This window comes from Pseudomonas sp. NMS19W, assembly GCF_051554255.1.
GTDB classification, from domain to species: Bacteria; Pseudomonadota; Gammaproteobacteria; order Pseudomonadales; family Pseudomonadaceae; genus Aquipseudomonas; species Aquipseudomonas kribbensis.
In genome coordinates this window covers 4443644-4468335 of sequence record NZ_CP136718.1, presented here as the reverse complement: position 1 = coordinate 4468335, position 24692 = coordinate 4443644, and the positions used below count along the sequence as shown (strand labels likewise).

Genomic DNA, 24692 nt, shown 5'->3' with positions numbered 1-24692 from the left:
TTCTTTAGGCCTGATGCAAAATCGTCATTTGAAAAAGGAGAGTGCTGTGTCGCGTAGACGCGTCGTAGTCACCGGTATGGGTATGTTGTCGCCACTGGGCACGGATGTGCCGAGCAGTTGGCAGGGCATTCTGGCTGGCCGCAGTGGCATTGGTCTGATCGAACACACCGACCTTTCTGCCTATTCCACCCGCTTTGGCGGCTCGGTAAAGGGCTTCAATGTCGAGGAATACCTGTCGGTCAAGGAAGCGCGCAAGCTCGACCTGTTCATTCAGTACGGTCTGGCGGCCGGCTTTCAAGCCGTACGCAATGCCGGCCTGGAAGTCACCGATGCCAACCGTGAACGCATTGGCGTGGCCATGGGTTCGGGTATCGGCGGTCTGACCAACATCGAAGAAACCAGCCGCACCCTGCACGAGACCGGTCCGCGCCGGATTTCTCCGTTCTTTGTGCCTGGCTCGATCATCAATATGATTTCCGGTTTCCTGTCCATCCACCTGGGTGCACAGGGGCCTAACTACGCCATAGCCACAGCGTGTACCACTGGTACGCACTGCATCGGTATGGCGGCCCGCAACATCATGTACGACGAAGCCGACGTGATGATTGCCGGCGGTGCCGAAATGGCTGCGTGCGGTCTGGGCATGGGCGGCTTCGGTGCCTCCCGCGCACTGTCGACCCGCAACGACGAGCCGACCCGTGCCAGCCGCCCGTGGGACAAGGGCCGTGACGGTTTCGTACTGTCCGACGGTGCCGGTGCTCTGGTGCTCGAAGAACTCGAACACGCCAAGGCCCGTGGCGCGACCATCTACGCAGAACTGATCGGTTTCGGCACCAGTGGCGACGCGTTCCACATGACCTCGCCACCCGCCGATGGCGCCGGTGCTGCACGTTGCATCACCAATGCGCTGCGCGACGCGAAGATCAACGTTGATCAAGTGCAATATATCAACGCCCACGGCACCTCGACCCCGGCCGGCGACCTTGCCGAAGCCAACGCGATCAAGTCAGTGTTCGGTGATCACGCCTACAAACTGGCGGTCAGCTCCACCAAGTCCATGACCGGTCACCTGTTGGGTGCAGCGGGCGCGGTCGAGGCGATCTTCAGCGTGCTGGCGATCAACAGCCAGGTGGCGCCGCCGACCATCAACCTTGATGAGCCGGATGAAGGCTGCGATCTCGACTTCGTGCCGCACACCGCGCGTAACTTGGACATTGATGTCGTACTGTCCAACTCGTTCGGGTTTGGCGGCACCAATGGCACGTTGGCGTTCCGTCGGTTCGCCGGCTGATGGACTGCTGGGTCGACGGTCAACCGGCTGACGCTCTGTCGCTGAAAGATCGCGGCCTGGCTTACGGCGACGGTCTGTTCGAGACCATCGCCGTGCGTGGCGGCCAGCCTTTGCTGCTGGAGCGTCACCTGACGCGGCTGGCCGAGGGCTGTTCACGCCTGGCCATCGCGGCCGATATCGAGCTGATCCGTAGCGAGCTGCAAACCTATGCAGCGGCCATGGGCGAGGGTGTGCTCAAACTCATCCTCACCCGCGGCGACGGTTTGCGCGGTTATGCGCCGGATCCTTCGGCGCCGGGCCGACGCATTCTGCAAGGCAATCCTCCTGCGGCTTATCCTGCCGTCCACGGCGAACAAGGCGTCCGCCTGTTTCCGTGTGCGACGCGTTTGTCCATCCAGCCCTTGCTGGCAGGCCTCAAGCACCTCAATCGTCTGGAACAGGTTCTCGCCCGCGCCGAATGGCAGGACAGCGAGCACGCCGAAGGCTTGATGCTCGACCAGGTGGGCCGAGTGATCGAAGGGGTGTTCAGCAACCTGTTTCTGGTGCGTGATGGCGTGCTGGTCACGGCGGATCTGAAACGCTGCGGCGTGGCCGGTGTCATGCGTGCCGAACTATTGTTTCAGGCAGCGTCATTGGGTATCCCCACGCAAATCACCGATATCAGCCTTGATCAGCTGCAATGGGCCGATGAAGTCTTTGTCTGCAACAGCGTATATGGCGTCTGGCCCGTACGCGCCTACGCTGCACTGAGCTGGCCGGTTGGGCCGCTCACCCGTAAACTGCAAACCATTGCCCGCACGCTACTGGATGCCTGATTCGTGAGACGTAAACTTTTGCTGCTGCTGGAAACCGGACTGGTTCTGGCAGGGCTGCTGCTGGGCGCCAGCGCCTGGAAGATTAATTCGGCACTGGAACAACCCCTGAACATCACGCAGGAAGAACTGCTGGATGTGCCCAAGGGAACCACACCGACCCGCACTCTTCTCGGACTTGAAGCCGATGGCGTAATCAAGGACGCGTTCTGGCTACGCATCTACTGGCGCTTTAACCTGACCGGCACCCCGATCCACACGGGCGAGTACCGCATGCAGCCGGGCATGACCGTCAAGGGGCTGATCGATCTGTGGAAGCGTGGCGAAGTGGTCCAGTACAGCCTGACCCTGGTCGAGGGCTGGAATTTCCGTCAGGTCCGCGCCGCACTGGCGAAAGATGAAAAGATCGAGCAGACCCTGACCGGTCTGAGCGACAGCGATGTGATGAGCAAAATCGGCCACAAGGGCGTGTTTCCTGAAGGTCGATTCTTCCCCGATACCTACCGTTTCGTGCGCGGAGCGTCCGATACCGAACTGCTGAAAAAGGCGTTCGACCGCCTCGACGAAGTATTGGCCAAGGAATGGGAAAACCGTTCCACCGATGCGCCGTACACCGAGCCTTACCAGGCGCTGATCATGGCGTCGCTGGTGGAAAAGGAAACCGGTGTTCCCCAGGAGCGTGGCCAGATTGCCGGCGTGTTCGTGCGCCGCATGGCGCTGGGTATGCAACTGCAGACTGACCCGACGGTGATCTACGGTCTGGGTGATCGCTATAACGGCAAGCTGACTCGTGCGCACCTCAAGGAAGCCACGCCGTACAACACTTATGTGATTCCGGGGTTGCCGCCGACGCCGATTGCGATGGTCGGCCGCGAGGCGATTCACGCCGCGTTGAACCCGGTGGAAGGCACCAGCCTCTACTTTGTTGCCCGGGGCGATGGCAGCCACGTGTTCTCCGATGATCTTGATGCGCACAACAGTGCGGTGCGTGAGTTCCAGCTCAAGCGGCGCGCGGATTACCGCTCGAGCCCGGCGCCGGCATCGACGCCGGAAGCCACTCCGGCAAGCGGCGAAGCCGTTCCTGCCGCGTCACCCGACACTGCGCCCGAGTCGTTGCCGCCGGTTCCTGCCCAGGAGCCCGCACCGACGCCGGAAACCGAAGCGGCCGCACCGCAAAAGACGCAATGACTTTGATTAAGGACTGCCTGTGACTGGCTTGTTTATTACCCTGGAAGGCCCGGAAGGCGCCGGCAAGAGCACCAATCGCGAATACCTCGCCGAGCGCCTGCGCGCCGCCGGTATCGAAGTGGTGCTGACCCGCGAACCCGGCGGTACGCCGCTGGCCGAGCGCATTCGCGAAGTGTTGCTGGCTCCGGTCGACGAAGTGATGAACCCGGACACCGAGTTGCTGCTGGTATTCGCCGCCCGCGCCCAGCATCTGGCTGAAGTCATTCGCCCGGCGCTGGCCCGTGGTGCGGTGGTGCTGTGTGATCGATTTACTGATTCGACTTATGCCTATCAGGGCGGCGGTCGTGGCTTGTCGCTGGAGCGCATCGCGGCGCTGGAGACTTTCGTTCAGGGCGACCTGCGCCCCGATCTGACACTGATTTTCGATCTGCCGGTGGAAATCGGCCTGGCCCGTGCCAGCGCTCGCGGTCGACTGGATCGCTTCGAGCTGGAAGGCCGGGCGTTTTTCGAGGCCGTGCGCAGTGCGTTCCTCAAGCGTGCCGAGGCGGATCCGGCGCGTTACGTGCGGATCGACGCCGGCCAGCCGTTGGCGCAAGTCCAGCAATCGCTGGACGGCTTGCTTCCCCGCTTGCTGGAGCTGAGCCGTGGCTGAGGCCTATCCGTGGCAGGACAGTCTCTGGCAGCAACTGGCCGGACGCACTCAGCACGCTCATGCGTATCTGCTGCACGGTCCGGCCGGGATCGGCAAGCGTGCGCTGGCCGAGCGGCTGATGGCCAGCCTGCTGTGCCAGCGTCCGACGCCTGAAGCCTGCGGCGAGTGCAAATCCTGCCTGCTGCTCAAGGCCGGCAGCCACCCGGACAATTACATCCTCGAACCGGAAGAAGCGGACAAGGCGATCAAGGTCGACCAGGTGCGCGATCTGGTCAGTTTCGTCGTGCAGACCGCGCAACTGGGCGGTCGCAAGGTGGTGCTGATCGAGCCGGTGGAGTCGATGAACATCAACGCCGCCAACGCCTTGCTCAAGAGCCTCGAAGAGCCGTCCGGCGATACTGTGCTGTTGCTGGTCAGTCACCAGCCGAGCCGGTTGCTGCCGACGATCAAGAGCCGTTGTGTGCAGCAGGCCTGTCCGCTGCCGAGCGAGGCCATGAGCCTGCAATGGCTGGCTCAGGCATTGCCGGAATGTTCCGAAGATGAACGTGTCGAACTGTTGACCCTGGCCGCTGGCTCGCCTTTGGCCGCCGTCACCTTGCAGGGGCAGGGCGTGCGCGAACAGCGGGCGCAAGTGGTCGAAGGCGTGAAGAAGCTGCTCAAGCAGCAGCAATCGCCGACGCAACTGGCCGAGGAGTGGAAAAACATTCCGATGCTGCGTCTGTTCGATTGGTTCTGCGACTGGTCGAGCCTGATCCTGCGCTACCAACTGACCCAGGATGAAGCGGGCCTCGGCCTGACCGACATGCGCAAGGTCGTGCAGTACCTGGCGCAGAAAAGCGCCCAGGGCAAAGTCCTCGATATCCAGGACTGGATTCTCGCTCAGCGCCAGAAAGTCCTGAGCAAGGCCAACCTCAATGCGGCGTTGCTGCTGGAAGCGTTGTTGGTGCAATGGGCGGGCTTGCCTGGCCAAAGATAAGAATGTGTACCTAGACTCTGAACATCAGCAGTGGAGGTCAACATGAATGAACCCGTCAGCCCGGGGCCGCGCAACGGCATCTTGTCCCTGACCATCAAGGACAAGTCCGTCCTGTACGCCGCGTACATGCCGTTCATCAGGAACGGTGGCCTGTTCATCCCGACCAACAAGAGCTACAAGTTGGGCGACGAGGTGTTCATGCTGCTGCACCTGATGGACGAAGCGGAAAAGATTCCAGTGGCCGGCAAGGTCGCCTGGATCACCCCCAAAGGCGCCCAGGGCAATCGCGCTGCCGGCGTCGGCGTGCAATTCAACGATGGCGACAACACCGCGCGCAGTCGCATCGAAACCCATCTGGCCGGAGCCCTGAAGTCCGACCGTCCTACTCATACGATGTAAGTTGCAGTCCTTTTTATGCTCGTAGATTCCCATTGTCACCTTGATCGCCTCGACCTCGCCGCTCACGACGGTTCCCTGGATGCCGCACTCGATGCGGCTCGCCAACGCGGCGTCGGGCACTTCCTGTGCATCGGCGTCAGCGCCGACAACGCGGCCGATGTCAAAGCGCTGGCCGAGCGTTATGACGACGTCGATTGTTCGGTCGGCGTGCATCCGCTGGATGTGCAGCCGGGTGCGGCACCGGCGCTGGACTGGTTGCTGCACGAGCTCAATCACACGAAAGTGGTGGCGATCGGCGAAACCGGCCTGGACTACCACTACGAGCCGGAAGCCGCCGAGCTGCAGCAGGAATCGTTCCGTCTGCACCTGCAAGCCGCACAGCAGACCGGCAAACCGGTGATCATCCACACCCGTGGCGCCCGTGCCGACACCCTTGAACTGTTGCGCGAAGCCGCGCTGCCCCAGGCCGGTGTGCTGCATTGCTTCACCGAAGACTGGGACATGGCCAAGGCAGCGCTGGACATGGGTTATTACATTTCCCTTTCGGGTATTGTCACCTTCCGCAATGCCGACGCGCTGCGCGACGTGGCGAGCAAGGTGCCGGCGGATCGCCTGCTGGTGGAAACCGATTCTCCGTACCTGGCACCGATCCCCTATCGCGGCAAACCGAATCTGCCGCAATACGTGCGGGAAGTGGCAGAGTTTCTGGCGATGCTGCGGGGCGAGAATTACGAGCGCTTTGCCGAGCAGACCACCGAGAACTTCAAGCGACTGTTTCCGCTGGCGCACGTAAAAGCCTGAATCGCAGGCAAAAAAAACCCGGGTTCTGGGGGGTGAATCCGGGTTAAGACCATTAGGAGTAAAACAAAGGCACGCGGTCCTTGGTACCTTTACCGGCGCGACACTTGGGGGAGATGTCGCCCGACAGTTCAAGTATTGATCAGTCTGGCGTTCAGTCCAGTTGGCCGGTCGGGGTTTTTAAACAAATTTGGAATACGTTCGCTTCGGTTATGTTCTCATTCCCCCCGAAACGTTCGTGAAATGAACAAGAAACACAGATATGGTCGGATGATCCGTGCATTTTTGCGCAAGTTAGGCATAATACGCGGCTTCGAATTTTGACCCCTACAGACCTTTTCTTATGCACAAAGAACCTCGTAAGGTCCGTGAGTTTCGTCGCCGCGAGCAAGAAATTCTCGATACCGCGCTCAAGCTGTTCCTCGAACAAGGTGAAGACAGTGTCACCGTCGAGATGATTGCTGATGCCGTGGGTATCGGCAAAGGCACGATCTACAAGCACTTCAAGTCCAAGGCCGAAATCTATCTGCGCCTGATGCTCGATTACGAGCGCGACTTGAACGAGCTGTTGCATTCGGCCGATGTCGACAAGGACAAGGAAGCCCTGTCCCGTGCCTACTTTGAATTCCGCATGCGCGACCCGCAGCGCTATCGCCTGTTCGATCGCCTGGAAGAGAAGGTGGTCAAGGGCAATCAGGTGCCTGAGATGGTCGAGGAGCTGCACAAGATCCGTGCCTCGAACTTCGAACGCCTGACCCTGCTCATCAAGGGCCGCATCAGCGAAGGCAAGCTCGAAGACGTGCCGCCGTACTTCCACTACTGCGCGTCCTGGGCGCTGGTGCACGGCGCGGTGGCGCTGTATCACTCGCCGTTCTGGAGCAATGTGCTGGAAGATCAGGAAGGTTTCTTCCAGTTCCTGATGGATATCGGCGTGCGCATGGGCAACAAGCGCAAGCGCGACCCTGAAACCCCAAGCAGCTGAATCATTCAGTCGCCTTATGCGCCGTGTTTTTCGCTACATGGCGCAGTACCGCAGGAATATACTCAGGCATAGGGCTTGCTAAAACTTGAATTGTGAGTCAAGTTTTAGCCGCTCGATTTTCCATCGCCGGAGTGCTTCATGATCGTTGACCGTCAAGGCAGGCGTTTTCGCAATTTGCGGATCAGTCTGACTTCAGCCTGCAATTACGCCTGTACCTACTGCGTGCCCAACGGCAAGCGGCTGGTGGCTGCGCAGGATGAACTGTCGGCCGAGGCCATGGCACGCGGCGTTGCCTATCTGATCGAAGCCGCCGGCATCGAACGCTTGCGCATCACCGGCGGCGAGCCGCTGGTCAGCCCCAAACTCGAATCCTTCATGAGCGCCGTCGGCAAGATGGGCCTGGAAGACATCAGCCTGACCACCAACGGCCAGTTGCTCGCAAAAAAACTGCCGTTACTGGTGGATGCCGGTATACGCCGGATCAACGTTTCTCTCGATACCCTGGACGCCGGCGCGTTCCGCAGCATTGCCCGTGGCGGCGATCTGGCAACGGTGCTCGACGGCATGGATCGGGCCAAAGCGGCAGGCATGAAGATCAAGGTCAATATGGTGCCGTTGCGCGGGCAGAACCTCGATCAGGTCATGCCGTTGCTCGATTACTGCCTTGAGCATGGCTACGAGCTGCGTTTCATCGAGCTGATGCGCATGGGCCACCTGGCCAAAGACTCCAACGCTTTCCTGCAGCAGTTCGTCAGCCTGCAACAATTGCTGGAACTGATCGGCGAGCGTTACGAGTACGCGCAAACCGATGCACCGGTGGATGCCACGGCTGTTCGCTATGCAATTCCCGGTCTGGGTACCTTCGGTGTGATCGCCAACGAAAGCGTGCCGTTCTGCCGTACCTGTTCGCGCCTGCGCCTGTCGTCCACCGGATGGCTGCATGGCTGCCTGTCGTCGAGCAACCGCCACTACGTCGGTGACCTGCTCGACAAGCCGCGCCACGAGGCGCTCCCGGCGTTGCAACGGCTGCTGGTCAAGGCATTGGGCGACAAGCAGGAAGTCGCATTCTCGGGTGGCGCAACCGTCATGAAGATCATCGGCGGCTAAATCTCTCGCCACTAAAACTCTATTTCAAAGCGGATACCTGCACATTTCCAAGGACTGGCGCAAAAGCTGCATCCTACGGCCATTCGCCGGTTTTCCGTCACCGGCTTCTGGAGGATTAGGATGCGTAGCCTGGTTTTGCTGCTGGCCGTTTTGGCGCTGGGCGGCTGTATGACTGTCAGTGACATGGCCGAAGGGACTCGCTACCAGATGAGCGACGCGGGTCTGCTGGATCACAGCGACAGCCGCCGCGTAAACAATTTCCGCATTCAGCCGGATTCGTTCATCTACATCGCGCAAGGCTCGTTCGCACCGCCGGGTGGTTCCTACCCGCGTCCCAATGTGGTGGCCGAAGAGGCCTTCAAAGGCTTCGTCGAATACTTCCCGATGGTCCGCCGTGCCCGTGCGCCGGAAGGCCTTGACCAGGCGATGGGCGAAGCCCGTGACGCCGGTGCTCATTACTTGCTTTACACCCGTTTCGCCAAGGCTGACGACCGCATCGGCAACTCCGATGAGTGGCTGGATCAGGAAGCCGTGGATCGCCTCGGTATCGACGGCGGCGTGATTCAGATCATGTTGATCGAGACCAGCACCCAGTATTTGATTGATACTGCACGGATCAAGAGTCGTGGCGGTTTACTGACGTTCCACGACAACAAGCCCGAAGACCTGATCGGCCCACCGCTGGCGCAATATGCACGCAGCCTGCTGGGCGTCGGGGACCAGTAATTCAAGGAGTACACCATGAGTGGCCCGCAAAAAGCCAATGACCTGCTGGGGCAAATCCCCAAAACCAAAGGCTTGCCGCCGGTGCACTTGTGGAACCCGGATTTCTGCGGCGACATTGACATGCGCATCGCCCGTGACGGCACCTGGTACTACCTGGGTACGCCGATCGGGCGCAAGCCGATGGTCAAGCTGTTCTCCACCATCATCCGCCGCGATGGCGATGACTACTTCCTGATCACTCCGGTGGAGAAGGTCGGGATCAAGGTCGATGACGCGCCCTTCGTGGCGATTGCCGTCGAGGTAGAAGGCGAGGGTGAGGCGCAAGTGCTGCGCTTTACCACCAACGTCGATGAAACCACCGAGGCCGGCGCGGAACATCCGATCCGGGTCGAGATCGATCCGACGACGCAAGAACCTGCCCCTTACGTGCATGTACGCACCAACCTCGAAGCGCTGATCCACCGCAACGTGTTCTACCAATTGGTCGAACTGGCGGTCAGCCGTGAAATCGACGGCCAGCGCTGGCTCGGCGTCTGGAGTGGCGGCGAGTTCTTCCCCATCGGCCTCGAACCTTAAAAAAACCGCAGTCTGCGAAAGCAGGCTGCGGTTTTTTGTCGTTGACTCTCAATCGTATGATGATTAGCTTGAGCAACCACAGCGAACGGCGTCGGGGTGTTCATGTCGAGCAGTTTTCACGCATCAACGGTTGACTGGCTGGGTGCCTGGATTGCCGCCGGTCAGGTGAAACCGGGACAGGCGATCAAGGTCGAGGCCGAGTTGGGCGAACAGCTGGGTGTCAGTCGCACCGTGATCCGCGAAGCCATCAAGACCCTCGTCGCCAAAGGCCTGCTCGAAGTCGGGCCGAAAGTCGGCACCCGGGTGTTGCCGATCAAGCGCTGGAATCTGTTCGATCCGCAAGTCGTCGGCTGGCTGTCACGCAGCGGTCTGCCGGAAAACTTCGTCGACGACCTGCTCGACCTGCGCCGTACCATTGAACCGATGGCGGTGCGCTGGGCCTGCGAGCGGGCAACCGTCGAACAGGTGCAAGCCATTCAGCAGGCCTACAACGCCCTTGAGAGGGCCGCGCACAGCGGCATCGATTACAACCGCGCCGACCAGTTCTTCCACGAGTGCATTCTTGCCGCCAGCCACAATCAATTCATCGAGCAGATGGTGCCTGCCCTTGGCGCGCTGCTCGCCGTGTCCTTCGAAGTTTCCGCAGCCGACCCTGACGAATTGCGCCGCACCTTGCCCATCCACAAAGACATGGCCGACGCCATCGCTGCCCGGGATGCCGCGCGCGGGGTGTGGGCCTGCATGACCCTGATCGACAATGCCGACCTGGCCATCAAGCGGTTTTACCCGCAGGTGATGGCCGACAAAAAAGCCAGCTGAGAAAAACAACAAGACAGGAGGTTGCATGACGTGGATTGCGGTGACAGAGCATCGGGCGCAACTGGGCGAAGGCCCGTTCTGGGACGCGCCGACCCAGGCGTTGTACTGGGTCGACATCGCCGGCAAGCAGGCACTACGGCTGATCGGGCAGAATGTGCAGATCTGGCAGATGCCGGAGCACGTCTCGGCGTTTATTCCCTGCGCCAGTGGCGACGCACTCGTGACCCTGAGCAGCGGCGTCTACCGACTCGACCTCGATTCCCCCGGACTCGAACCACGACTGACGCTGTTCTGCGTCGCCGACCCGCAACCGGGCAACCGGGCCAACGAAGCGCGTTGCGATGGCCAGGGCCGGTTGTGGCTCGGCACCATGCAAAACAACATCGGCGAGCAGGGCGAGGATCTGCCGATCACCCGTCGTTCTGGCGGGCTGTTCCGGGTTGATCCGGATAAACGCGTCACGCCATTGCTGAGGGGCCTGGGCATTCCCAACACGCTGCTCTGGAGCGACGACGGCACCACGCTGCTGTTCGGCGACAGCCTCGACAGCACCTTGTATCGCTATTTCATCCACACCGACGGCAACCTCGACACCGCCCAGCCCTGGTACTGCGCCGATCAGCACGGCGGCCCGGACGGTTCGGCGATGGATGCCGAAGGTTACGTTTGGAACGCCCGCTGGGACGGCAGTTGCCTGCTACGCCTGACACCGGATGGCCGGATCGACCGCAAGATCGATCTGCCGATCAGCCGCCCCACCAGTTGCGTATTCGGCGGCGCCGACCTGAAAACCCTGTACATCACCAGCGCCAAAAGTCCGCTGAGCCACCCGCTGGACGGCGCCGTGCTGTCGCTGCGGGTCGATGTCGCCGGAAAGCTCTGCACGCGTTTCGCTGATTAAATCCCAAAATATGGGATGCAAAATTATATATTGAGATTATTTGGCGGTCGGGTTTATAGTCGGCTCCAGCAGTAACACGCACTCACACTTAAAAAGAACAAAACAGGTGAAGTGATGCAGCGAATCTCTATCGCACTCCCCAGCGGAGTCAGCGTTCCGCAACGGCCCAATGCCGTCAGCGGCGCTTGCCTGTTTCGTTCCAGAAGCCTTCCAGACCGGACATCGTCAGATGCCCGGTTTTTTTATGCTTTCGAACAGGAGTCCTGATTCATGGCTGAACCTCTGTCCCTGCCCCCAGTGCCCGAGCCACCGAAAGGCGAGCGCCTGAAAAACAAGGTCGTGCTGCTGACCGGCGCCGCTCAAGGCATCGGCGAAGCCATCGTCGCGACCTTCGCCTCGCAGCAGGCCAAACTGGTGATCAGCGATATCCAGGCTGAAAAAGTAGAGAAAGTCGCTGCGCACTGGCGCGAGCAGGGCGCCGATGTGCAAGCGATCAAGGCCGATGTATCGCGCCAGCAGGATCTGCACGCCATGGCCAAACTGGCCATCGAGTTGCACGGGCGCATCGATGTGTTGGTCAATTGCGCCGGAGTCAATGTGTTCCGCGATCCGCTGCAAATGACCGAAGAAGACTGGCGCCGCTGCTTTGCCATCGACCTCGACGGCGCCTGGTATGGATGCAAAGCCGTGTTGCCGCAGATGATCGAGCAGGGTGTGGGCAGCATCATCAACATTGCCTCGACCCATTCCAGCAACATCATTCCCGGTTGCTTCCCGTATCCGGTGGCCAAACACGGTTTGCTCGGTCTGACCCGCGCGCTGGGCATCGAGTACGCGCCGAAAGGCATTCGCGTCAACGCCATCGCCCCGGGTTACATCGAAACCCAGCTCAACGTCGATTACTGGAACGGTTTCGCCGATCCGCATGCCGAACGCCAGCGCGCCTTAGATCTGCATCCACCGAAACGCATCGGTCAGCCGATCGAAGTGGCGATGACCGCCGTGTTCCTGGCCAGTGATGAAGCGCCGTTCATCAATGCCTCGTGCATCACCATCGATGGTGGTCGCTCGGTGATGTACCACGACTGAAAAAGTGGATTGCAGGCGGTAAGGTCCGCATGAAATCCAATCATCATACGATATGACTATTGTCGTCATGATTTGCGGGAAACGCTTCGACCGCTTCAACGCTTTTCAAATAACGCTCAAGAAAAATAACAAGGAGTCTGCTTATGAAACGTCGTTTCGGGATTCGTACCCTGTGCAGTGCCGCGCTGGCGGTCACTGCGTTCAGCCTGAGCGGTTCGCTGTTGGCCGCCGATCCGGTGAAGATCGGTTTCCTGGTCAAGCAGGCCGAAGAGCCGTGGTTCCAGACTGAATGGGCCTTCGCCGAGAAAGCTGCCAAGGACAAAGGCTTCGAGCTGATCAAGATCGCCGTGCCGGACGGCGAGAAAACCCTCTCGGCCATCGATAGCCTCGCGGCCAACGGTGCCAAGGGTTTTGTGATTTGTCCGCCGGACGTGTCCCTCGGCCCTGCGATCATGGCCAAGGCCAAACTCAATGACCTGAAAGTGATTGCCGTGGACGACCGTTTCGTCGACGCCAACGGCAAGTTCATGGAAGAGGTGCCGTACCTCGGCATGGCCGCGTTCGAAGTCGGCCAGAAGCAGGGCGCCGCCATGGCCGCCGAGGCGAAAAAGCGTAACTGGGACTGGAAAGACACCTACGCGGTGGTCAACACCTACAACGAACTCGACACCGGCAAGAAGCGCACCGACGGCTCGATGAAAGCGCTCGAAGACGCCGGCCTGCCGAAAGAGCACATCCTGACCGCTGCCCTGAAAACCCTCGACGTACCGGGCAGCATGGACGCCACCAACTCGGCGCTGGTCAAGCTGCCGGGCGCGGCGAAGAACCTGATCATCGGCGGCATGAACGACAACACCGTGCTGGGCGGTGTGCGCGCCACCGAAGCCGCCGGGTTCGCCGCGGCCAACGTGATCGGCATCGGCATCAACGGCACCGACGCGATCGGCGAGCTGAAAAAGCCCAACAGCGGCTTCTACGGTTCGATGCTGCCGAGCCCGCACATCGAGGGCTACAAGACTGCCGAGATGATGTTCGAGTGGGTCACCACCGGCAAAGAACCGCCGAAGTACACCGCGATGGACGACGTCACCCTGATCACCCGCGACAACTTCAAGCAAGAGTTGGAAAAGATCGGCCTGTGGAACTGACGGCAGCGTCGGCCCGGGCAGCCGGGCCGCTTGAACGGTGTGATGAGGTGGCTTAAATGCACGCGCAAGTACAGACACAACAACACGGTGCCGGCAGCCTGCGTTTCAAAGGGATCGGCAAGACCTTTCCCGGCGTGAAGGCGCTGGACGGCATCAGCTTCGTCGCCCACCCCGGGCAGGTGCACGCCTTGATGGGCGAGAACGGCGCCGGCAAATCGACGCTGCTGAAAATCCTCGGCGGCGCCTACATTCCCAGCAGCGGCGAACTGCAGATCGGCGAGCGGACGATGGCCTTCAAGTCCACCGCCGACAGCATCGGCAGCGGCGTGGCGGTGATTCACCAGGAGTTGCATCTGGTGCCGGAAATGACCGTGGCTGAGAACCTGTTTCTCGGCCACCTGCCGGCCAGTTTCGGCCTGATCAATCGCGGCGCGCTGCGCCAGCAAGCGCTGGCTTGCCTCAAGGGGCTGGCCGATGAAATCGACCCGCAAACCAAAGTCGGGCGCCTGTCCCTCGGCCAGCGGCAATTGGTGGAAATTGCCAAGGCGCTGTCCCGTGGCGCCCATGTGATTGCCTTTGACGAACCGACCAGCAGCCTCTCGGCGCGGGAAATCGACCGCTTGATGGCGATCATCGGCCGGCTGCGCGACGAGGGCAAAGTGGTGCTCTACGTTTCCCATCGCATGGAAGAAGTGTTCCGCATCTGCGACGCGGTGACGGTGTTCAAGGACGGTCGCTACGTGCGCACTTTCGACGACATGAGCCAGTTGACCCACGATCAACTGGTCACCTGTATGGTCGGGCGCGACATTCAGGACATCTACGATTATCGCGGCCGCCCGCGCGGTGCCGTGGCGCTGAGAGTCGATGGCTTGCTCGGCCCGGGGCTGCGTGAGCCGATCAGTTTCGACGCGCACAAAGGCGAGATTCTGGGGCTGTTCGGACTGGTCGGGGCCGGGCGCACCGAGCTGTTCCGGTTGCTCAGCGGACTGGAGCGCAACACCGCCGGACGCCTGGAGTTGCGCGGTCATGAACTGAAATTGCGTTCGCCCCGGGATGCGATTGCCGCCGGGATTCTGCTGTGCCCGGAGGACCGCAAGAAGGAAGGCATCATCCCGCTCGCCAGCGTCGCCGAGAACATCAACATTAGCGCACGCGGCGCCAATTCCGGGCTCGGTTGCCTGCTGCGGGGGATGTGGGAAAAGGGCAACGCCGACAAACAGATCAAAGCCCTGAAAGTGAAAACGCCCCACGCCGGGCAGCAAATCAAGTTCCTCTCCGGCGGCAACCAGCAGAAGGCGATTCTCGGCCGCTGGCTGTCGATGCCGATGAAAGTCCTGCTGCTCGACGAGCCGACCCGGGGCATCGACATCGGCGCCAAGGCCGAGATCTACCAGATCATCCATAACCTGGCTGCCGACGGTATTTCGGTGATCGTGGTATCCAGCGATCTGATGGAAGTGATGGGCATTTCCGACCGCATTCTGGTGCTGTGCGAGGGCGCCCTGCGTGGCGAAGTCAGCCGCGACCAGGCCAACGAATCCAACCTGCTGCAACTGGCTTTGCCGCGCCATCGCGCCAGCGGCGCGGCGAACTGAGAGGTGACTATGATGACAACTCAAAACGAAACCCTGCCGACCGCGCGCAAGCCTCTGGATATGCGGCGCTTCCTCGATGACTGGGTCATGTTGCTGGCGGCGGTCGGGATCTTCCTCGCCTGCACCTTGCTGATCGACAACTTCCTGTCGCCGCTGAACATGCGCGGCCTGGGCCTGGCGATTTCCACCACCGGGATCGCGGCGTGCACCATGTTGTATTGCCTGGCGTCGGGGCATTTCGACTTGTCGGTGGGTTCGGTGATTGCCTGCGCCGGCGTGGTCGCGGCGGTGGTGATGCGCGACACCAACAGCGTGTTTCTCGGGGTCAGCGCTGCGTTGGTGATGGGGCTGATCGTCGGGCTGATCAACGGCATCGTGATTGCCAAGTTACGGGTCAATGCGCTGATCACGACGTTGGCGACCATGCAGATCGTCCGAGGTCTTGCTTACATTTTTGCCAACGGCAAAGCGGTGGGTGTGTCCCAGGAATCGTTCTTCGTGTTCGGCAACGGCCAGTTGTTCGGCGTGCCTGTGCCGATCCTGATCACCATCGTCTGCTTCCTGTTTTTCGGCTGGCTGCTGAATTACACGACCTACGGGCGCAACACCATGGCCATCGGCGGCAACCAGGAAGCGGCGCTGCTCGCGGGGGTGAATGTCGATCGCACGAAGATCATTATCTTCGCGGTGCATGGGGTGATCGGTGCGCTGGCCGGGGTGATTCTGGCGTCGCGGATGACTTCCGGGCAGCCGATGATCGGGCAGGGGTTTGAGCTGACGGTGATTTCGGCTTGCGTGCTGGGCGGGGTTTCGTTGAGCGGCGGGATCGGGATGATCCGGCATGTGATTGCCGGGGTTTTGATTCTGGCAATTATCGAGAATGCGATGAACCTGAAGAATATCGACACTTTTTATCAGTATGTGATTCGTGGGTCGATTTTGTTGTTGGCTGTTGTCATTGACCGTCTGAAACAGCGCTGAGATCAATATTCTGCTGGCCCTCTCCTTTGGGAGAGGGTGCCTCCAATACCGCGCCTTTTGTCACCTTCCCCAAAAATTACCTTGCCCGTCCCAACCCGTTTCGGTTATCACTTTGTACATGATTAGACAGGTACGATTTGACAAGAAACAACGGGTGGTCGACGAGCTCGTCCGACGCATCGAAAGCGGCCTCATGGAGGACGGCTTTCTGTTGCCCGGCGAGCATCAGTTGGCTCAGGAATTCAACGTCAGCCGTGGCACGTTGCGCGAAGCGCTGGCCGAACTGAAACGGCGCAATTACATCGCCACGCAAAGCGGGGTCGGCTCCATCGTCACATTCGACGGTGTGGTGCTCGACCAGCGCAGCGGCTGGGCCCAGGCCCTGGCTGACAGCGGGGCGCTGATCAACACCGAAGTGCTGCGTCTGGAAGCCGTAACCCGGCCCGATCTGCTGCCGCGCTTCGGCACCGACCAATTCATTACCCTCGATCGCCGCCGCCGCTCCAACGACGGCACGCTGGTGTCCCTCGAACGCTCATTGATGCCCGCCACCGGAGGCCTGGAAAGCCTACCGCGCGTGGGCCTGATCGACAATTCGCTGACCGTCACCCTTGCGGCCTACGGCTACATCGGCGAGCGCGGCGATCAGTGGATCGGCGCTGAACCGCTCAACGCCGTTGATGCCGAACTGCTCGGGCGTCCGGAAGGCACAGTGTTTTTAAAAGCATTGCGCACTACCTACGACCGGCAGAACCGCTTCATGGAGCAAGTCGAAAGCCTGCTCGACCCGGTGCATTTCCGTCTGCACCTGCAATTTGGAGAATCGAAATGACCGCCCTCGACCGTGCCCTGGGCGCGTTTTATGGCCTGGCCCTCGGCGATGCGCTGGGCATGCCGACGCAATCCCTGAACCGCGAAACGATCAAGCAGCGCTTCGGCCAGATTACCGATCTGCAAGACGCCGGCCCCTTGCAGCCGATTGCCGCGAATATGCCCAAAGGCTCGATCACCGATGACACCGAACAGGCGATTCTGGTCGGCGAGTTGCTGGTCGAAGGCAAGGGCCGGATCGAGCCGGCGGTGCTCGCGCAACGGCTGATCGAATGGGAAGCCGAGATGCAGGCCAAGGGCTCGCAGGACTTGCTCGGCCCATCCACCAAGCGTGCGATCGAAATGATCCTTGCCGGCCATTCGCCGGAAGAGGCCGGGCGCTACGGCACCACAAACGGTGCGGCGATGCGCATCACCCCGGTGGGGATCGCGGCGGATGTCGCCAACCCTGAGCGCTTCATCGCGGCGGTGGTGCAGGCCTGTCAGGTAACCCACAACACCACGCTGGGGATTTCCAGTGCGGCGGCGGTGGCAGCGGTAGTCTCGGCCGGCATCAACGGCCTTGATCTGGGCGAGGCGCTGAACCTCGGCCAGCAGATCGCCCAGCAAGCGGAAGCGCACGGGCACTGGGTGGCCGGCGGGCGTATCGCCTCGCGGATCAGCTGGGCGCGCAGCATCAGTGTCGAGAGCGACCCGATGTTGCTCGCGGATCTGCTGTACGACGTGATCGGCACTTCGGTGGCGTCGCAGGAATCGGTGGTGGTGTCGTTCGCCCTCGCGCAGCAAGTCGCGGTCGGTGAAATGACGCCATTCGATGCGCTGTGCATGGCCGCGAGCCTGGGTGGCGACACCGACACGATCGCCGCGATTCTCGGAGCCATGCTCGGGGCCTGCCTGGGTCTTCAGAGCTGGCCGGCGGCGATGATTGAGACGGTGAAGGCCGTCAACGATCTGGAGCTGGAACCGTTGGTGAAAGGGCTTTTGGCCCTGCGCTGATTGAACTGACGCCATCGCTGGCTTGCCAGCGATGGGTGCACCGCAAGTCTTGAATATTCACCCGCAATGGATCGCGCAGACAGGCCCAGGAAGGGCGGGATGTCTTGTCGTTCTGCGTCATTGCCACAACCACAATAAAGGCAAACAGGAGCATTTCTCATGAGTTCATCGAACGCCGGGCAAAGCGCCGGGCAACTGGAAACCCGGGGCATCGAACCGGTGCCGGAAGGCGAGTGCAACGGGCATCCGCTGCAACTGTTCTGGGTCTGGTTCGCTGCCAACATTTCCATCCTCGGCCTGCCGCTGGGCGCCACGCTGGTTGCGTTTCGCGGCCTGGCAATCTGGCAGGCGATCATCGTCGCGATCCTCGGTGCTGCCGGCTCGTTCGCGGTGGTGGGGATCATCTCGATTGCCGGCCGTCGCGGTCGCGCACCGAGCCTGACCTTGTCGCGGGCGATCTTCGGTGTGCGCGGCAATATCGGCCCGACGCTGGTGTCGCTGATGTCGCGCCTGGGCTGGGAAACCGTCAACACCACCACGGCGGCGTTCGTGCTGCTGTCGCTGTGCTCGATCCTGTTCGGCTCACCGGTGGAAGCCAAAAGCGCGCCGGTGTTGACCCTGATCTTCATCGCGATTTTCGTGTTGCTGACCCTGTCGGTGTCCGGGCTCGGCCACGCCACCTTGCTGGTGATCCAGAAGTGGGCGACCTACGTGTTCGGCGCGCTGAACATTCTGGTGGGCGGCTTCCTTTGCGCGACCATCGACTGGAGCGCGGTGTTCAACGCCACGCCGGCGCCGATGAGCGCGATGATCATCGGTATCGGCACCATGGCGGCGGGCACCGGGATCGGCTGGGCCAACGCCGGCGCCGACATGTCGCGCTATCAGCATCGCAGCGTCAAAGCCGTGCGGCTGGTCGCTTCAGCGGCGTTCGGTGCGGGGATTCCGCTGGTGTTGCTGATCACCCTCGGCGGCCTGCTGTCGGTGGGCAATAACGACCTGGCGTCGGCGACTGACCCGATCGTGGCGATCCGCGACATGCTGCCGACCTGGATGGCCGTGCCTTACCTGATCACCGCGTTCGGTGGCCTGTTGCTGTCGAACAACCTGTCGGTGTACTCCGCCGGCCTGACCACGCTGACCCTCGGCCTGAAGGTCAAACGCGTTTACGCGGTGGTGGTCGACATCGTCGCGATCTTCGCCGGTTCGATCTACTTCATGCTGATCGCCGATAGTTTCTACGGCCCGTTCATTACCTTCATCTCCCTGCTGGCGGTGCCGATCACCGCGTGGGTCGGGATCTTCGTGGTCGACCTGATTCACCGTCACTACTACAGCCCCAAAGACCTGCTCGATGTCAGCCCGAGCAGCGCCTATTGGTACAGCGGCGGCATCGAGTGGCGCGCGTTCGGCGCGTGGGCGATTGCCATCGTGCTGGGCTTCAGTTTCACCACCATCGGCACCACCGCCGAGAACGTCTGGTTCAAGGGCTTTCTGTCCGATTCCTGGCTGGGCCATAACGGCCTCGGCTGGATCGTGACCTTCGTGGTGGCCGGCGGCATTTACTTCGTACTCGGCGGGGCGAAAGACCGCCGCGCTGCGCAATCCGAGAATGCTCATGCCTAAGATGTTGCACACCGGCCAGGTCATCATCGACCTGGTCATGGCCGTGGATGCACTGCCGCAGATTGGCGGCGACGTGCTGGCGCAGTCCGCCAGTTTCGAAGCCGGCGGCGGCTTCAATGTGATGGCTGCCGCCGCTCGCAATGGCTTGCCGGTGGTCTATCTGGGCCGCCACGGCATCGGTCGTTTCGGTGATCTGGCGCGGCAGGCGATGAACGCCGAACGCATCCGCATCGGCATCGAAAAGCCTGCAGAACGCGACACCGGTATCTGCGTGGCGCTGACCGACGCCTCGGCCGAGCGCAGTTTCATTTCCTACATTGGTGCCGAAGGTGAAGTCACTAATGCGGAACTGAACAGCGTTGCCGCCGAGGCGGGTGACTACGTCTACGTCAGTGGCTACAGTCTGCTGCACAGCGGCAAGGCTCAGGCGTTGTTGGACTGGACGCTGGCGCTGCCGAAGACGATCAACGTGGTGTTCGATCCGGGCCCGCTGGTGGAATCACCGGACTCACCGATGATGCAGGCGCTGCTGCCGCGCATCGACGTGTGGACCAGCAACAGTGTCGAGGCGCTGCGTTTCACCGGCGCAGCGGACATCGAAACGGCGCTGGACCGTTTGGCCGTGCACTTGCCACAAGGTGTGCTGATGGTGGTGCGCGACGGCCCGCAAGGCTGCTGGATTCATCAGCACGGCGAACGCCAGCATGTGCCGGGTTTCAAGGTGCAGGCTGTGGACAGCAACGGCGCCGGCGATGCCCATGCCGGTGTATTCGTGGCGGGGCTGGCGCAAGGTCTGGCGGCTGATGAAGCCGCGAGGCGCGCCAACGCCGCCGCTGCGTTAGCCGTCACTCGTTGGGGGCCGGCGACCGCACCGGGCTCTGACGAGGTCGATGCGCTGATCCGCGAATCTTCCGCCTACTGACCGGTGCCTTCGGAACCCGAGCCTCCGGTGGTGGTTTTCGAACCGATGCCGGAGCCCGAGTTGTCGGGGGTCGTGGGAGAGTCCGGCGTGTTCATTCCGCCCTGACGGCCGGGGTCATTGCCCTGGGTGCGCGGATCGGTTCCGGTGGCCGGCGGCTGATTGATCAGCGGAACGCCGGAGCCATCGGTATTCATGCCCGGCGCGCTGTTGATCGCAGGCGCGCGCGGTGGCGTGACCGGATCGGTGGGGCCGGTGCCAGCGGCGGTCGCGGCGAACGCCACGGGGCAGAGCAGGGTGGTAAACACGAAAGCAGTCAACCTTGACGAGATCATGGTGTGTCTCCAGTGATTGGAATCCTTACCTGATCTTGGTCTGCCTTCGTGCGGCATAGGTGCCGATTGAATGACGAACGGTTCAGTTCGTCAGTGCACTTTCTACCTTCACCCTCCGCCACAGCAGGCGGCCGAGGGTGATCGACCAGTTCAACGCCGCCACCGCCAGCACCGTCAGCAACAGCGTCGCCATGCCGTGTTCGACGATGATTTTTCCGGCAAGCAGCGGGAAGCCGAATACGCCGATGAAGTACGCCAGACTGAACAGCAGCAACGCTTGCGACGTGGTGCCGACCGGTGCCTCGTTGGCGGCGAGTCCATTGATTACCGAGTAGGTGAGGCCGTAACCGACACCGAGCATCACTGCTGCCAGCAGATAGCTGAAACCGCTTTGCACGCCGAAGGCGAACAGCACGATCGAGCCCAGCATCAACCCCGAAAGCAGACACGACGCCCGCAGCGGATCACGCTTGACCACATAGCCTGCGATCAACATCCGGCTGCTGATGGCGGCGCTCATGAAGCCCAGGAAGAACAGCGAATAATCCAGCGAACGGGCGGCGGCATAGCTGGTCTGGAAACTCGACAGACCACCGAATACGCAACCGCCGAGGCCGACCATGATGATCGGAAATACGGCTCGTGAACCGAGCACCTGAGCAGTCGCTTGCCAGGAGATTCGCGCTGCCGATGTCGCCTGTGTGCCTTTCAATCGAGCACCGAGACGCCAGAACAGCAGTACGCCGATCAGGCTCGCCACCGCCGCCAGATAGAACGCCGACGTCACTGGCAAACCCAGCGCACTCGCCGCACGCCCGAGCAGCGGGCCGCTGCCGATCCCGGTCATCATGCTGCCGGACAGCAGCGCAAAGTATTTCGCCCGCTGTGCCGGACTCACCAGACTGGCGACGATGATCGGCCCCAGCGTGTAGAACACGCCCCAGCCCAAGCCAAGCAGCAAACCGAAAAACAGCAGCAGATGGCCGAAGCCCGGCGTCATCGCAAACCCCAGGCTCGCTGCCACCAGCAACAGCCCGAACAGCGCAATCGAACGCGCCGCACCCAGCCAGTCGGACAGGTGTCCGGACACCAGCACCGCAACGAAGGTGCTGAGCATCGCCGCGCTGATCACGCTGCCGGCATCGTGCTCGTTGCCGCCGCGCGAACCGATCAGCAGCGAGAGCAGAAACGTCGCGCCGTAGGACAGCGACAACAGATAACTGGCGAGGCAGAACAGGCCGAACAGTTTGCCCGGGACCTGGGGTGTTGCTTGAGGCATGACGCGGTTCCTTGACCGGAAAAATTGAGCGTCATCTATCTAACACGTCAGGCCCGTGGTTTAGGTCTGAGCTTGGCGATCTCAGGATCGTGATTGACCGGAGTAATGTCTTCAGGCGGCGCCGATCTCTTCCTTGAATTGCTCCATGAAACCTTTCAGGCGCTGATGACGGATCTGTGCCAGACGTTGTCCGGCAGCGGTCTGGAAACCCTCGGCAAGGTGCAGCAGTTTGGTCTGGAAATGATCGAGGCAGAATCGCTTGTCGTCGTAGTCCCTTTCCCGGGCTTCGGGATCGTGCGGGTCGTACAGCGCGCTGCCCATGCGTCCGGCCGTGTAGAAGGTGCGGGCGACACCGAGCATGCCGAGGGAGTCGAGACGGTCGGCGTCCTGCATCAGTCGGGCTTCGAGAGTTGTCGGTGTGATGTTGGCGGAAAAACTGTGGGCTTCGATGGCGTGGATGACGGCGCTGATTCTGGCTTCGGGCCAGTTCAGGTTTGCCAGCACCGTTGATGCTTTTTCCGCTGCCAGGCGCGATGCCTGTGAACGCAGTGGCGAGTTCTTTTCCACGGCCACGCAATCGTGCAACAGCACAGCCGCCAGCAGCACCTTAAGGTCGCCACCTTCCTCGGCCTGCAAGGTACGCGCGTTGTGCCAGACCCGCTGCAGGTGCGACAGGTCATGGGCGCCGTCCTCCGACGGTTCAAGCGCGTGGGGCAGCAGTTCGGCGGCGAGTGGGGCCAGTGGTTCGAATGCGTTCATGAATATCCTTCAGAGTGACCGGCCGCACTAGCCTAATCCGTGGATTGCCATGTGACGAGCGCCGCGCGCCGCCTTAGTATGGCGTTTTCCTTTTTCCGACAAGGCCCGTCCATGACGATCGAAATCCGCCCGGCGACCCCCAGCGATGCTCCGCAAATCCTCGCGTTCATCACTGAACTTGCAGACTTCGAAAAGGCCCGTCACGAAGTCATCGCCAGCGTCGCCGACATCGAGCGCAGCCTGTTCAGCGAAGGCGCCACCGCCCACGGCCTGATCTGCCTGCGCGACGGATTGCCGATCGGTTTTGCGGTGTTCTTCTTCAGCTATTCGACCTGGCTGGGCAGCAACTGCCTATACCTCGAAGACCTCTACATCACCCCCGAGCAACGGGGCGGCGGCGCCGGCAAAACCCTGCTGCGCCACCTCGCGAAAATCGCCTGCGCGAACGACTGTGGCCGCTTCGAATGGAGCGTGCTGGACTGGAACACCCCGGCCATCGAATTCTACAAATCCCTCGGCGCCCAGCCGCAGGAGGAGTGGGTGAGGTATCGCATGGATGGCAAGGTGTTGCGGGAGTTTGCCGAGGGCTGAGTAAATAGTGGCAATCTGATTTCTGATTCGATTGTCCAAACCGCTCTGGTCCGGCATTCTACGCGCCATTTTTGCGCGCTCACGGACGACACCTGCAATGCCTCTGGCACTCTTTCTCCACGCCCGTGGAGCCTTCGCTGCGTCAACGAGTGACCGGCGATGAGCGGACTACGGGCGTCGATACGCCTGTACGGTCTGGTCAAAAACCTCGGCTCAAGCGACAACCCGAACCGCCAACCGGTGGACATCCTTTGCACGGTGAATCGCATGGGCGGCAAAGCCATCCGTGCGTTTGTCTCGCGGCTGGATGCCGAGCTGATGGCGCGTAGTGCGGGTTTCGATGACTACCGGGTGATACCGCTGCGAACGTTCGATCCGAGCGAATTCATCGATGCCCATCAAGGCTGGCTGACCCTGCACGTGTGCTGCGGTTTTGTCGCGCCGGCCGGGCAATCGATTTTCCACCAAGGCGTGCTGTCGCCGATGGGCTGGTACGTCTATTCGGAAACCGGGCGCTGGACGGCCGAACGCTATCTGGATTTCGGCCCGCAAATGGCCGAACTGCTGCAAACGACCTATGACCAGCATCGACTGACCGGCTACAACACCTGGCTCAATCAGCTCGACGACGCCACAGCTGCCGAGTTGAACTGGTTTGCCGATGAAGCTTGGCAACAACTGCAAACCCTCACACCCCCGAACAGTCGCGAGCATAGTCACGCGCTGTTTGATTCTGTCGACAACCGCTGGCGTTGCGCCGCGACCGATGTCGACCTCTATCAGCCTCATCCGGAACCTCTGAAGCAAGGAGCTTTGAATTGAGTGGTAAACCCGCTGCACGCGTCACCGACCCAACCGCCTGCCCACTGCCAGGTCACGGCAACAACCCGATCGTCTCCGGTTCACCGGACGTTTTCTTCGACGGACTCCCTGCTGCGCGCATGACCGATAAATCGGCGTGTGGCAGCCCGATTACCGGCGGTGTTTCCGCCACGGTCTTCATCAACGGCCTGAATGCCGCGATGCTCGACAGCACCGGCGGACACGGCAATGTCGTGGTCGGTGGGTCGGGGACGGTGATTATTGGACAGAGCGGGGGAGGGGCGGCGTTTAGTGGGTTGTTGCCGATGCCGGTGCATTTCAATGATCGGATGCAGGTGATCAACGAAATTACTGGTGAACCCATGCCAAATCACCCTTACGCGATTCAACGCGCTGACGGGAGTGTGGAGCACGGCGTAACGAATGAAGCGGGCTTCACCCATACGGTGAGTTCGCATTTGCCTGAGTCGATCAAACTATTCGTGGAGTAG

27 protein-coding genes are annotated in these 24692 nt (G+C 61.3%); 24 read left to right on the top strand and 3 right to left on the bottom strand.

Annotated features, from left to right (window positions below; translation table 11 throughout):
* The first annotated feature begins 46 nt into the window (after positions 1 to 46).
* The 21 genes from fabF (at position 47) to R1A29_RS20255 (ending at position 20418) form a co-directional block, all read left to right on the top strand.
* Positions 47 to 1291: a beta-ketoacyl-ACP synthase II gene (gene fabF / locus R1A29_RS20355; protein ID WP_438299394.1), complete on the top strand. Its 1245-nt coding sequence runs from the start codon at positions 47 to 49 to the stop codon at positions 1289 to 1291.
* On the top strand, positions 1291 to 2106 hold the full coding sequence (gene pabC, locus R1A29_RS20350; RefSeq protein ID WP_438299393.1) for an aminodeoxychorismate lyase: 816 nt from the start codon (positions 1291 to 1293) through the stop codon (positions 2104 to 2106). Before fabF ends, pabC begins: the two co-directional genes overlap by 1 nt.
* Positions 2107 to 2109: 3 nt before the next feature.
* The gene (mltG, locus tag R1A29_RS20345; RefSeq protein ID WP_438299392.1) at positions 2110 to 3291 is read left to right on the top strand and encodes an endolytic transglycosylase MltG; all 1182 of its coding nucleotides are present in this window, start codon (positions 2110 to 2112) and stop codon (positions 3289 to 3291) included.
* A 19-nt stretch (positions 3292 to 3310) separates the two neighbouring features.
* Positions 3311 to 3943 carry a dTMP kinase gene (gene tmk, locus R1A29_RS20340; protein WP_438299391.1) on the top strand — a complete coding sequence of 211 codons (633 nt, stop codon included), beginning with the start codon at positions 3311 to 3313 and terminating at the stop codon, positions 3941 to 3943.
* A complete protein-coding gene (locus R1A29_RS20335) occupies positions 3936 to 4919 on the top strand; it encodes a DNA polymerase III subunit delta' (protein ID WP_438299390.1) in 984 nt (327 codons plus the stop codon). The genes tmk and R1A29_RS20335 overlap by 8 nt, the downstream gene beginning before the upstream one ends.
* Positions 4920 to 4961: 42 nt before the next feature.
* Positions 4962 to 5318, top strand: coding sequence for a PilZ domain-containing protein (locus R1A29_RS20330; RefSeq protein WP_085710925.1), 357 nt, complete (start codon positions 4962 to 4964; stop codon positions 5316 to 5318).
* 15 nt (positions 5319 to 5333) lie between these two features.
* Entirely contained in the window at positions 5334 to 6119 is a 786-nt protein-coding gene (locus R1A29_RS20325; RefSeq protein ID WP_438299389.1) for a TatD family hydrolase, read from the top strand.
* A gap of 340 nt (positions 6120 to 6459) precedes the next feature.
* Complete coding sequence (locus tag R1A29_RS20320; protein WP_007950805.1) at positions 6460 to 7098, top strand: TetR/AcrR family transcriptional regulator; 639 nt, start codon at positions 6460 to 6462, stop codon at positions 7096 to 7098.
* A gap of 138 nt (positions 7099 to 7236) precedes the next feature.
* Entirely contained in the window at positions 7237 to 8205 is a 969-nt protein-coding gene (locus R1A29_RS20315; protein ID WP_085710923.1) for a GTP 3',8-cyclase MoaA, read from the top strand.
* A gap of 120 nt (positions 8206 to 8325) precedes the next feature.
* Positions 8326 to 8931 carry a DUF4823 domain-containing protein gene (locus R1A29_RS20310; protein WP_007950810.1) on the top strand — a complete coding sequence of 202 codons (606 nt, stop codon included), beginning with the start codon at positions 8326 to 8328 and terminating at the stop codon, positions 8929 to 8931.
* 15 nt (positions 8932 to 8946) lie between these two features.
* Positions 8947 to 9507, top strand: a complete 561-nt coding sequence (locus tag R1A29_RS20305) for a DUF1285 domain-containing protein (RefSeq protein ID WP_248743886.1) — start codon at positions 8947 to 8949, stop codon at positions 9505 to 9507.
* Positions 9508 to 9609: 102 nt separating this feature from the next.
* A complete protein-coding gene (locus tag R1A29_RS20300) occupies positions 9610 to 10326 on the top strand; it encodes a FadR/GntR family transcriptional regulator (RefSeq protein ID WP_085710921.1) in 717 nt (238 codons plus the stop codon).
* A 25-nt stretch (positions 10327 to 10351) separates the two neighbouring features.
* On the top strand, positions 10352 to 11227 hold the full coding sequence (locus tag R1A29_RS20295) for an SMP-30/gluconolactonase/LRE family protein (protein WP_438299388.1): 876 nt from the start codon (positions 10352 to 10354) through the stop codon (positions 11225 to 11227).
* Positions 11228 to 11497: 270 nt separating this feature from the next.
* On the top strand, positions 11498 to 12316 hold the full coding sequence (locus tag R1A29_RS20290) for an SDR family oxidoreductase (RefSeq protein WP_438299387.1): 819 nt from the start codon (positions 11498 to 11500) through the stop codon (positions 12314 to 12316).
* Between the two features lie 143 nt (positions 12317 to 12459).
* Positions 12460 to 13464: a substrate-binding domain-containing protein gene (locus tag R1A29_RS20285; protein ID WP_438299386.1), complete on the top strand. Its 1005-nt coding sequence runs from the start codon at positions 12460 to 12462 to the stop codon at positions 13462 to 13464.
* 56 nt (positions 13465 to 13520) lie between these two features.
* Positions 13521 to 15062 carry an L-arabinose ABC transporter ATP-binding protein AraG gene (araG, locus tag R1A29_RS20280; RefSeq protein ID WP_085710917.1) on the top strand — a complete coding sequence of 514 codons (1542 nt, stop codon included), beginning with the start codon at positions 13521 to 13523 and terminating at the stop codon, positions 15060 to 15062.
* 12 nt (positions 15063 to 15074) lie between these two features.
* Positions 15075 to 16043, top strand: a complete 969-nt coding sequence (araH, locus tag R1A29_RS20275) for an L-arabinose ABC transporter permease AraH (RefSeq protein WP_085697229.1) — start codon at positions 15075 to 15077, stop codon at positions 16041 to 16043.
* A 118-nt stretch (positions 16044 to 16161) separates the two neighbouring features.
* Positions 16162 to 16875: a GntR family transcriptional regulator gene (locus R1A29_RS20270; RefSeq protein ID WP_085710916.1), complete on the top strand. Its 714-nt coding sequence runs from the start codon at positions 16162 to 16164 to the stop codon at positions 16873 to 16875.
* Positions 16872 to 17870, top strand: a complete 999-nt coding sequence (locus tag R1A29_RS20265) for an ADP-ribosylglycohydrolase family protein (RefSeq protein WP_438299385.1) — start codon at positions 16872 to 16874, stop codon at positions 17868 to 17870. The genes R1A29_RS20270 and R1A29_RS20265 overlap by 4 nt, the downstream gene beginning before the upstream one ends.
* A gap of 159 nt (positions 17871 to 18029) precedes the next feature.
* Positions 18030 to 19496, top strand: a complete 1467-nt coding sequence (locus R1A29_RS20260) for a purine-cytosine permease family protein (protein WP_432217425.1) — start codon at positions 18030 to 18032, stop codon at positions 19494 to 19496.
* A complete protein-coding gene (locus R1A29_RS20255) occupies positions 19489 to 20418 on the top strand; it encodes a PfkB family carbohydrate kinase (protein WP_438299384.1) in 930 nt (309 codons plus the stop codon). The genes R1A29_RS20260 and R1A29_RS20255 overlap by 8 nt, the downstream gene beginning before the upstream one ends.
* Here R1A29_RS20255 and R1A29_RS20250 read toward each other — a convergent pair.
* The 3 genes from R1A29_RS20250 to R1A29_RS20240 all read right to left on the bottom strand — a co-directional run bounded on the left by R1A29_RS20250 (position 20412) and on the right by R1A29_RS20240 (position 22788).
* Positions 20412 to 20750, bottom strand: coding sequence for a hypothetical protein (locus R1A29_RS20250; RefSeq protein ID WP_119429719.1), 339 nt, complete (start codon positions 20748 to 20750; stop codon positions 20412 to 20414). The two genes, R1A29_RS20255 and R1A29_RS20250, sit on opposite strands and share 7 nt — an antisense overlap.
* 82 nt (positions 20751 to 20832) lie before the next feature.
* A complete protein-coding gene (locus R1A29_RS20245; protein WP_438299383.1) occupies positions 20833 to 22029 on the bottom strand; it encodes an MFS transporter in 1197 nt (398 codons plus the stop codon).
* A gap of 111 nt (positions 22030 to 22140) precedes the next feature.
* Positions 22141 to 22788 carry an HD domain-containing protein gene (locus tag R1A29_RS20240; RefSeq protein ID WP_438299382.1) on the bottom strand — a complete coding sequence of 216 codons (648 nt, stop codon included), beginning with the start codon at positions 22786 to 22788 and terminating at the stop codon, positions 22141 to 22143.
* Between the two features lie 111 nt (positions 22789 to 22899).
* Between R1A29_RS20240 and R1A29_RS20235 the strand changes: the two genes are divergently transcribed.
* From R1A29_RS20235 to R1A29_RS20225, 3 genes are all read left to right on the top strand, one after another.
* Complete coding sequence (locus R1A29_RS20235; RefSeq protein ID WP_041475599.1) at positions 22900 to 23379, top strand: GNAT family N-acetyltransferase; 480 nt, start codon at positions 22900 to 22902, stop codon at positions 23377 to 23379.
* Positions 23380 to 23538: 159 nt separating this feature from the next.
* Positions 23539 to 24201: a hypothetical protein gene (locus R1A29_RS20230; RefSeq protein ID WP_438299381.1), complete on the top strand. Its 663-nt coding sequence runs from the start codon at positions 23539 to 23541 to the stop codon at positions 24199 to 24201.
* Positions 24198 to 24692, top strand: coding sequence for a PAAR domain-containing protein (locus R1A29_RS20225; RefSeq protein WP_438299380.1), 495 nt, complete (start codon positions 24198 to 24200; stop codon positions 24690 to 24692). The genes R1A29_RS20230 and R1A29_RS20225 overlap by 4 nt, the downstream gene beginning before the upstream one ends.